Source organism: Campylobacter sp. US42a (assembly GCF_004379055.1).
In the GTDB taxonomy this organism is placed as follows: Bacteria; Campylobacterota; Campylobacteria; order Campylobacterales; family Campylobacteraceae; genus Campylobacter_D; species Campylobacter_D jejuni.
In genome coordinates this window covers 1-251 of sequence record NZ_RYYK01000026.1, presented here as the reverse complement: position 1 = coordinate 251, position 251 = coordinate 1, and the positions used below count along the sequence as shown (strand labels likewise).

The window sequence follows — 251 nt, the reverse complement described above, 5'->3', positions numbered from 1 at the left end:
ATACATCCATGCTCGAAGATAGCAAAAAACTACTAGATGAAGTGTTAGAGCAAATGAAAAAGCAGCTTGAAAAACAGCAAGAAAAAGCTAAAGAAAATCAAAATAATGCAGAAAAAGGTTTAAATCTTTACGCTTAAATTTTATAATAAATCATAAAAAAATAAAAAAGGCACAAGATGAAAAATGTTGAAATTTTAGAAAATATGCTCAAGCTCCAACAAAAACTCAATGATGAAACTAATGGTTTAAAT

Annotated in this window: 2 pseudogenes; both read left to right on the top strand. The window is 26.7% G+C overall.

Going from position 1 to position 251, the window contains the following annotated elements:
- Positions 1-137: pseudogene (locus ELQ10_RS08540) on the top strand (ATP-binding protein); the annotation flags it as partial.
- A 39-nt stretch (positions 138-176) separates the two neighbouring features.
- Positions 177-251, top strand: a pseudogene (locus tag ELQ10_RS08535) (dUTPase); the annotation flags it as partial.